The sequence below is a fragment of the Saccharopolyspora sp. 6M genome (genome assembly GCF_020176775.1).
Classification (GTDB): Bacteria; Actinomycetota; Actinomycetes; order Mycobacteriales; family Pseudonocardiaceae; genus Saccharopolyspora_C; species Saccharopolyspora_C gregorii.
Genome location: NZ_JAIUJZ010000276.1, coordinates 1 through 8,514, shown reverse-complemented (window position 1 = coordinate 8,514; position 8,514 = coordinate 1). Strand labels below are relative to the sequence as shown.

The following is an 8,514-nucleotide window of genomic DNA, read 5'->3' as shown; positions in this document are numbered from 1 at the left end:
GCGGGGAGGACCGGGCCGGGGCGAACCCGGACCAGGACGAAGGAGCGCGGTGGCCGTGAACGGTTCGCGGGAGGGAGGGACCGCCGTGGCGGAGGACGACGTGCCGGAGGGCATCGGCGGGGGTTCCGCCCGGGACCGGCACGTGCCGGTCGCGCTGGACCGGACGCTGGAACTGCTGGCGCGCGCGCTGCCGGGCGGCCCGGCGGACGTGGTGGACGCGTCGGGATGGGCGGTCACGCCGAGGCGCTGCTGAGCGCGCACCCCGAACTCACCCTCGTCGGGCTCGACCGGGACCCGCAGGCGTTGCGGCTCGCGGGGGAGCGGCTCGCCGCCCACCGGGACCGGCTGCACCTCGTGCACGCCGTCTACGACGAGTGGGCCGATGTCCTCGACGACCTCGGGCTGCCCGCGGTGGACGGGGCGCTGTTCGACCTCGGCGTGTCCTCGTTGCAGCTCGACGAGGCCGACCGCGGGTTCGCGTACGCGCAGGACGCGCCGCTGGACATGCGGATGGACCCGGGCGCCGAGCGCACCGCCGCCGACGTGCTCAACACCTACCCGCCCGGCGAGCTGGCGCGGATCCTGCGCCAGTACGGCGAGGAGCGGTTCGCCTCGAAGATCGCGGGCGCGATCGCGCGGGAACGGGCCAAGGAACCCTTCGCGAACAGCGACCGCCTGGTCCAGCTGCTCTACGACACCGTTCCCGCGGCCAGCCGCCGCACCGGCGGGCATCCCGCCAAGCGCACCTTCCAGGCGCTGCGCATCGAGGTCAACGCCGAACTGGACGTGCTCGGCCGGGCGCTGCCCGCGGCGCTCGACTCGCTCGCGCCCGGCGGGCGGATCGTCGTGCTCGCCTACCACTCGCTGGAGGACCGCATCGTCAAGCGCGGGCTGGCCGAGCGCGCCACCTCCCGCACCCCGGTCGACCTGCCGGTGGAACTGCCCGGGCACGGACCCGAACTGCGGCTGCTCACCCGCGGCGCCGAACTCGCCGGTGAACAGGAACGCGCGGACAACCCGCGGGCCGCCTCGGTGCGGCTGCGCGCCGCCGAACGGATCAAGGAGTCGGCATGACGGCACCCGCACGCGCCAAGACCTCGGCCTCGCGCACCGGCTCCGCCGCGAAGAAGAAGGAGCCGGCGAAGCGGAAGGCGGCCTCGACCACCGCGACGGCGCCGCAGACCAAGACGCAGAAGAAGACCCCGGCGAAGGCGCGCGGCCGGTCCGCCGCCGCCGAACGCGCCTACGCGCGCCGCGAGGAGCGCCGGGACCGCACCTCCCGGGAGCCCGCGGAGCGCAGGCCGCGCCGCCAGCGCCAAGCCGCCGAGCAGCGCCAGCCGCGGCAATGGCGGCTCGCCGCGGTGCGTCCGCGCGCCCGCCAGCTGCAGGCGAAGGTCGCGACCTCGCGGGTCCCGCTCGTGGTGGCCGTGATGGCGGTGCTCGGCGTCGGGCTGGTGGCGACGCTGTCGCTGTCGATCGCCGCCGTCGGCGGCTCGTACCAGCTGCAGCAGGTCGAGCAAGAGGTCACCGCGCTCAACGAGCACCGGGAGCAGCTGCTGCGCGAGGTCAGCAACATCGACTCGACGCCCGCGCTGCAGCGCAAGGCCACCGAGCTCGGCATGGTGCCGCCGCCCGGGCCGCCCGCGCACCTGGTGGTGAACCCGGACGGCAGCATCCGCGTCGTCGTTGAACCGCAGCAGGCCAGCGCCCCACCCGCGCCCCCGGCACCGAAGCCGCCGGCGCCCGCGGACGCCCAGCAGCCTCCCGCGGCACCGAACCCGCCCGTCGAGCAGGGCGCGCCGCAGCCGGACCCGGCGCAGCGGCAGGCAGCGACGATCCCGGCGGTGGAGGGCGACTGATGGTCCGCAGGGGGACGCGGGCCGCGGGGGGAAAGCGGACCGCGCGCACCGACGTGGCCGGTAGCGGCAGGCGGCTGCGCATCGGCCGGTTGTTACTGGTGATCGCGCTGGTGCTCACCGGCACCAAGCTGATCCTGGTGCAGGGTTTCGACGCGCAGCAGCTGTCCGCGGCCGCGGCCCGGCAGCGCACCACCAGCGACTCGATCCCCGCCGAACGCGGCTCGTTCACCGACCGCAGCGGGAACGTGCTCGCGTTCAGCAGCGAAGCGCGCCAGCTCTACGCCACGCCGCGGCGGCTCGCCGAGGAGCAGGACAAGGCGCACGCCGAGGACCCGAGCGAACCCACCTCCGACCAGTACAAGCGGGAGATCGCCCGGTTCATCACGCAGACCCTCGGCGACCGGGTCCGCGAGCAGGACGTGCTCGCCGCGCTGTTCGCCGACACGACCTACACCACCATCGGGCCGCTGATCGAACCCGCGCTCGCCCGCACGATCACCGAGAAGTACTCGCAGATCGGCCAGGAGTACCGCGCCACCCGCGAATACCCGGCGGGGGAGAACGGGGCGAACGTGCTCGGCGGCGCTCGGTGGAGCCAGGACGCGCGCAAGATCCAAGGCCGGCTCGGGCTGGAGAGCTCGCTGGACAAGCTGCTCGCCGGCACCGACGGCAAGAAGGTCTCGGACACGGCGATGGGCAGCGACCTGGTCATCCCCGGTACCGAGCGGGAGCTGGAACCGGCCATCCCCGGGTCCGACGTGGAACTCACGCTCGACTCCGACCTGCAGTACATGGTGCAGAACAAGCTGTCCGACTACGCGGGCAAGACCGGGGCGCGCAGCGCCAGCGCCGCCGTGCTCGACGCGCACACCGGTGAGGTGTACGCGCTCGCCAACGACGAGTCCTTCGACCCCAACGCGCCCGCGTGGGGCCCGGACGGGCTCGGCAACCCGGCGGTGACCAACCCGTTCGAACCCGGCTCGGTGAACAAGGTGATCACCGCGGCCGGTGCCATCGAGGACGGGCTGGTGCGCCCCGAGACCGTGCTGCAGGTGCCCGGCAAGATCAAGGTCGCGGACCGGACCGTCGGCGACGCGTGGGCGCACGGCACGATCCCGCTCACCTTCACCGGCGTGCTCGGCAAGTCGTCCAACGTGGGCACCCTGATGACCGCGCAGCGGCTCGGCGAAGACCGGTTCAACGACCTGGTGCACAAGTTCGGGCTCGGGGAGACCACCGGCATCGGGCTGCCCGGCGAGAGCGCCGGGTTCGTGCCCGCCCGGGAGGACTGGTCCGGCAGCACCTTCGCGAACCTGCCCATCGGACAGGGCCTGTCGATGACGGTGCTGCAGATGGCCGGGATGTACCAGGCCATCGCCAACGACGGCGTGCGGGTGCCGCCGCGGGTGATCGCCGCCCAGACCGGTCCGGACGGAGTCCGGGTGCCGCGGCCCCGGCCGGAGGGGGTCCGGGTCGTCAGCCCGGAGACCGCGCGCACCGTGCGGGACATGATGCGCGCCGTCGTGCAGGACGCGCCGCAGCAGCAGGGCACCGGCAAGGCCGCCGCGCTCGACGGCTACCAGATCTCCGGCAAGACCGGCACCGCGCAGCAGATCGACCCCGACTGCAAGTGCTACAGCAACGACACCTACTGGATCACCTTCACCGGGATCGTCCCCTCGGACAACCCGCGGTTCGTGGTGGCGCTGATGCTGGACGCGCCGGGTGGTGGGGCCTCCGCGGCGCCGCTGTTCCACGACGTCGCCGCCTACCTGACGCAGCGGTACAAGATCCCGCTGTCGCCGGCTCCGGCGCCGGTGCAGACCCTGCAGGTCCGGTGACGTCCGGCCGTTCCGCTGCTGCGGCCCGGCCCGGCGCCCGCTCTCCCCGGGGACCGCTCACTCGGCCCGGATGTGCGCGGTCTGCACCAGCTGCGGGCCGCCCCGCGACGCCCGGCTGACCAGGGTGCCTCGGCCGGGCGGCAACCGGGTCGCGGCGACCCGGCCGATCAGCTCGCCCTCGGCCTCGTCGGCGCTGAGCAGCAGTCCCGGCGCGGCGGCCGCGCGCAACGCCACCAGCAGCGGGTCGTCCCAGTCCTCGCGGGCCCCGCTCGCCTCGCGGGCCAGCACCAGGTGCAGCCCCAGCTCGGCGGACTGCGCGACGAACTCGGCCAGCGGTGCCAGCGGGTTCTCGTCCGGCGCGGACAGCAGCTCGTAGTCGTCGACCACGACGAACAGCTCCGGTCCCGACCACCAGGACCGGTCGCGCAGCTGCTCCCGGGTCAGGTCCGGGCCGGGGCGGCGCGCGCGCAACGTCGTCACCAGCTCCCGCACCGCCGCCCGCACCTGGTCGACGTTGACCGCGTGCTCCGCCAAGTGCTCGGTGCGCAGGAAGCCGAGCAGTGCGCGCCGCAGGTCCACCAGGACCACCGCCGCCTCCTGCGCGGAGTAGCGGGTGGTGATGCCGCGCAGCACCGTCCGCAGCAGCGAGGTGCGGCCCGAGCCGAGCTCGCCGAACGCGTAGAAGTGCGGCTCCGCCCGGAAATCCAGGTAGACGGGGTCCATGCCCTCCTCGTTCACGCCGATCGGCACCAGCGACGGGCGCGGCTGCTGCTCCGGCGCGGGCAGCCGGTCGTACTGCAGCACCAGCGGCAGCAGCCGCACCCGCGGCGCGCGCACGCCCGGCCAGGTGTCGCGCGTCCGGGCGCGCAGCGCGGCGACCGCGGCCGCGGAGCCCTCGCCCACCGGGTGCGGCAGCGCGGTGAACATGTGCAGCTTCGACGGGTGCAGCCCGCGGCCGGGCAGGTCCGCGGGCACCCGGGCCGCGGCCTCCGGGGAGACCTCCGACTCCGCCGGATCGGCCAGCCGCAGCTCCAGCCGGGTGCCCAGCAGGTCCTTGAGCGCCGGGCGGATCTCCGACCAGCGGTCCGCGGTGACCACCACGTGCAGGCCGAACTCCCAGCCCTGCGAGGCCAGGTTCACCACGTCCCGGTCCGCGCCGTCGAACTCGCCCTGCAGCGCGGGCCACCCGTCGATGATCAGGAACACGTCGCCGTACTGGTCGTCGTCCGCGGCCCCGTCGTCGCGGCACCGCGCCCGGTAGCCGGCCATCGAATCGATGCCGTGCTCGATGAACCGCGCCTCCCGCCAGGCCAGCAGCGAGCGCAGCTGGGCGATGGTGCGGCGCAGCACGTCCGGATCGCGCGGCCCCGACACGGCGCCCACGTGCGGCAGTTCGCGCAGGTCGTGCAGCCCGCCGCCGCCCAGGTCGAGGCAGTAGAACTGCACCTCCTGTGGGGAGTGGGTCAACGCCAGCGACAGCAGCAGCGTGCGGACCGCGACGGACTTCCCGGAGCCGGGCGCGCCGACGATCGCCACGTGCCCCGAACCGCCGGACAGGTCGACCCGCACCGTCCGCTGCTGGTGCTCGAACGGCAGGTCCAGCGTGCCGATCGGGGCGTGCAGCCGCCGCCCGCGCAGCCGCTCCGCGGGCGGCGGCAGCAGCTGCTCCAGCGCGGGCGGCCTGCGCAGCGGCGGCACCCAGATCCGCCGGGCCGCCGGACCGGTTCCGCGCATCCGCCGCACCGCGTACTGCAGCTCGCTCGGCGCGTCCGGGCGCCGATCGCCGTGCACCGGGTCCGAGACGTGCGCGGTGCGGAACCGGACCAGGCCGGTGGGGTGGCGCAGGTAGCCGTGCCCGCCGCCCGCGGGCAGCTCGGCGGCGTCCGGGGTGTCGATCGCGGCGCTCGACTCGGCGACGCTGCCGGTGCGCAGCGCGATCCGGTAGGTGAGGTCGTCCGCCAGACCGCGCAACCCCGGTTCGGTCGCGCTCTCCCCGGCCAGCAGCAGCTGCACCTGCAACGACCGGCCCACCCGGACGATGGTCTGGAACAGCTCGGCGAGCTCCGGACGCACCCGCAGCAGCTCGGTGAACCCGTCGACCACCACGAACAGCATCGGCAGCGGCGGCAGCGCCTGCTTCAAGCGCAGTTCGCGGTACTCCCACACGGTGCGCGTGCGGACCTCGTTGAGCCGGGTCTGCCGGTGGTGGATCTCCCCGGACAGCGCGTCGTGCAACCGGTCCACCAGTTCCGGGTCGCCGGCCAGGTCGGTGATCAGCGCCGAGACGTGCGGGGCGTCCTGGAAGTCGGCGAACGCGGTGCCGCCGACGGCTTCGACGAGCACCACGTTGAGCTCCTCGGGGGAGTGCGTGGCCAGCAGCGACAGCACCGCGGTCCGCAGCAGCTCCGACCGGCCCGAGCCGGGGGCGCCCACGCACAGCCCGTGCGGGCCCGCGCCGCCCAGCGCCGTCTCCTTCAGGTCCAGGACCGCCGTGCCGTCCTCCCCGCTGCCGAGCACCGCCCGGTAGCGCCGCGACACCGGGCCGGGCTGCCAGTCCACCGCGGGGTCGAACGCGGTGACGTCCGCCCGGGCCAGCAGCGGGAACAGCCCGGGCGGTGTGCCGGGCCGGGCCGCGGCGGGCGGCGGTGCGGGCGGTCGGTCGGTTCCGGTGGAGATCGAGGCGACCAGTTCGGTGATGTCCTCGTCCGCCACGTCGTCGAGCTTCGGCTGCGCCACCTGGAACGCGCGGCCCGCGTGCAGCGCCCACCCGGTGGCGGGCAGGCTCGCGGACAGCTCGGGATCCAGCAGCGACTCGGACGGTTCCGCCAGGGACAGCTCGACCCGGCCCGGCACGAGCTCCAGCAGCTGCTCCGGCAGCTCGGACCAGCGGCGGGCGGTGACCAGCACGTGCACGCCGAACTTCAGGCCCTCGGCGATCCGCACGACCGCCTCGGCCAGTCCCGGCACCCACCCGGCGAACCAGGACCAGCCGTCGATGAACAGGAAGGTCTCGGAGTGGTCGGCGTCGGGCAGCGCGTCCGGCCGCTCCCGGCGCAACCTGCGGTACCGGTCGATGGTGCCGATGCCGTTGGCGAACAGCTTGCGGCGCTCCTCGATCCGCGCCTCCACCTGGGCGAGCAGCTCCGCGACCGACTCCTCGGTGTGGTCGGCGGCGGACACCTGCGGGAGCGCCGCGATCCCGCCGTCCGCGTCCAGGCACTGGAACTGCAGCTGGTCGGCGCCGAAGGTCGCGGTGAGCCCGAGGACCAGGGTGTGCAGCAGCGTCGACTTGCCGGACTGGATCCGCCCCACCACGGCCACGTGCCCGCTGCCGCCGAACAGGTCCAGCCCCACCACCCGGCCGGGGCCGCGGTTGACCTCGTGGGCGCGCCCGAGGGGCACTGGCATCGTCGGGGGGCCGTCCTCCGCGCGTTCGTCGAGGAGTTCGCCGATCCGCAGCGGCGTCCGGCCGGGCAGCAGGAACCGGGCGCCGCGGACCCGGGAGAACATCATGTCGCCGTGCTGGGTGCCGCTGCGGGTCGGGGTCTGCCTGCCGTCCTTGGTGACCTCCTGGTGCACGAACTGGTAGAGCTCGTTGAAGGTCATGACGCCGTCGCCGTCCACGTCCGGGGCGCCGGAGGTGATCGCCTCGATGATCGCCGCGGTGAAGCGCGAACCGGGCCGCACGTCCGCGGCCGGCCTGCGCTCGTAGGAGTACTCGATCTCGTTGGTGGCGGTCATGGTGAACCGGCCGCCGCCGAAGTGCTCGACCACGTTCACCGGCTCCCCGCCCCGGTGCGCGGCGCCGTGGTTGAACACGCCGCTGTAGCAGCAGTCCAGGAAGATCGCCTTCCACCCGGCTTGGGATTCGGTGACGATGCGGTCCACGACCTGCGCGGGTACCGCCGTCGAGTACGGCAGCTGCGGCTCGGTGTCGGTGGCGGCGAAGAACAGCTGGTCGTCGTCGTTGGTGATGCCGTGCCCGGCCAGGTAGAGCAGCACCAGGTCGTCGGGGTCCTTGTTCTGGAAGAGGCTCTCCACCCGGCGCTCGATCTCCGCCTTGGTCCCGTTGAGCACGGTGTGCGCGGTGTCGAAGGCCCCGAGCTCCTGGTCGGCGAGCAGCCGCCGGAGCTCCTCGGCCTCCTCCACGGTGTGCAGGTCGCGCAGTCCCGGGGCGAAGTACTCCGAGGTGGCGACCAGCAGCGCGTACCTACCCACGGCCGGTCACCCGCGGTCCTCGGCGCGCAGCCGGTGCAGCACCGCTTCGGCCTCCGCGGGCGGGGTGCCCGCTTCGATGCGCCGCAGCACGCCTTCGCAGCGCAACGTGATCGCGCGGTGCTCGCCCCGGTCGACCCAGCCGGTCAGCACGGTGGAGAGCGTGGTGATCGAACCGGTCGCCAGCGTCCCGCCGAGCACCAGTTCGGCCAGCAGCGCCCCGGTGCCGCGCCCGTCCGGCGGCGGTTCCTCCCGGAGCCGGCGCACCGCCAGGCCGCGGACGCGGCGCAGCTCGCCCTGCAGCAGGCGGGCGGCGCGGTGGAGCCGTTCGGGCGTCGCGTCCGGTGCTTCGAGCGAGAGGTGGACCTCCGGGCGGATCTCGGGCATGCGATCTCCCAGCTCAGCGGAGCAGTGATCACGACCGGTATACCAAACGACGACGATCGGTAGTGGGGTTTCGGCGCGGCGTGACCGTGGTGCGCGATCCCGGACGCGGGGGGGGGGGGGGGGCCCCCCCCCCCGCGCCGGGGCCGAGCGCATCGACGCGGCCGGGCTCGCCACGATGCGCGCCGAGTACGAGCGGATGCTCGTCAGCCTCC

The 8,514-nt window shown here is 74.4% G+C and carries 4 protein-coding genes and 1 pseudogene; 3 read left to right on the top strand and 2 right to left on the bottom strand.

The features are described 5' to 3' along the window. Positions 1-85: 85 nt before the first annotated feature. The 3 genes and pseudogenes from rsmH to LCD31_RS27285 all read left to right on the top strand — a co-directional run bounded on the left by rsmH (position 86) and on the right by LCD31_RS27285 (position 3,700). A pseudogene (gene rsmH, locus LCD31_RS27295) lies at positions 86-1,074 on the top strand (16S rRNA (cytosine(1402)-N(4))-methyltransferase RsmH). Next, complete coding sequence (locus LCD31_RS27290; RefSeq protein ID WP_224962796.1) at positions 1,071-1,859, top strand: hypothetical protein; 789 nt, start codon at positions 1,071-1,073, stop codon at positions 1,857-1,859. The pseudogene rsmH and the gene LCD31_RS27290 overlap by 4 nt, the downstream one beginning before the upstream one ends. Then, positions 1,859-3,700, top strand: coding sequence for a penicillin-binding protein 2 (locus LCD31_RS27285; protein ID WP_224962794.1), 1,842 nt, complete (start codon positions 1,859-1,861; stop codon positions 3,698-3,700). The genes LCD31_RS27290 and LCD31_RS27285 overlap by 1 nt, the downstream gene beginning before the upstream one ends. Before the next feature lie 57 nt (positions 3,701-3,757). Here the strand turns inward: LCD31_RS27285 and eccCb are convergent, their stop codons facing one another. Both eccCb and LCD31_RS27275 read right to left on the bottom strand, forming a co-directional pair. After that, entirely contained in the window at positions 3,758-7,918 is a 4,161-nt protein-coding gene (eccCb, locus tag LCD31_RS27280; protein WP_224962792.1) for a type VII secretion protein EccCb, read from the bottom strand. 6 nt (positions 7,919-7,924) lie between these two features. Further along, on the bottom strand, positions 7,925-8,302 hold the full coding sequence (locus tag LCD31_RS27275; protein ID WP_224962790.1) for a hypothetical protein: 378 nt from the start codon (positions 8,300-8,302) through the stop codon (positions 7,925-7,927). Positions 8,303-8,514: the final 212 nt, after the last annotated feature.

Excerpts from the sequence above, each read along its gene's own strand:
- LCD31_RS27290 (WP_224962796.1), top strand. The coding sequence starts at position 1,071 with ATGACGGCACCCGCACGCGCCAAGACCTCGGCCTCGCGCACCGGCTCC.
- LCD31_RS27285 (WP_224962794.1), top strand. The coding sequence starts at position 1,859 with ATGGTCCGCAGGGGGACGCGGGCCGCGGGGGGAAAGCGGACCGCGCGC.
- LCD31_RS27275 (WP_224962790.1), bottom strand. The coding sequence starts at position 8,302 with ATGCCCGAGATCCGCCCGGAGGTCCACCTCTCGCTCGAAGCACCGGAC.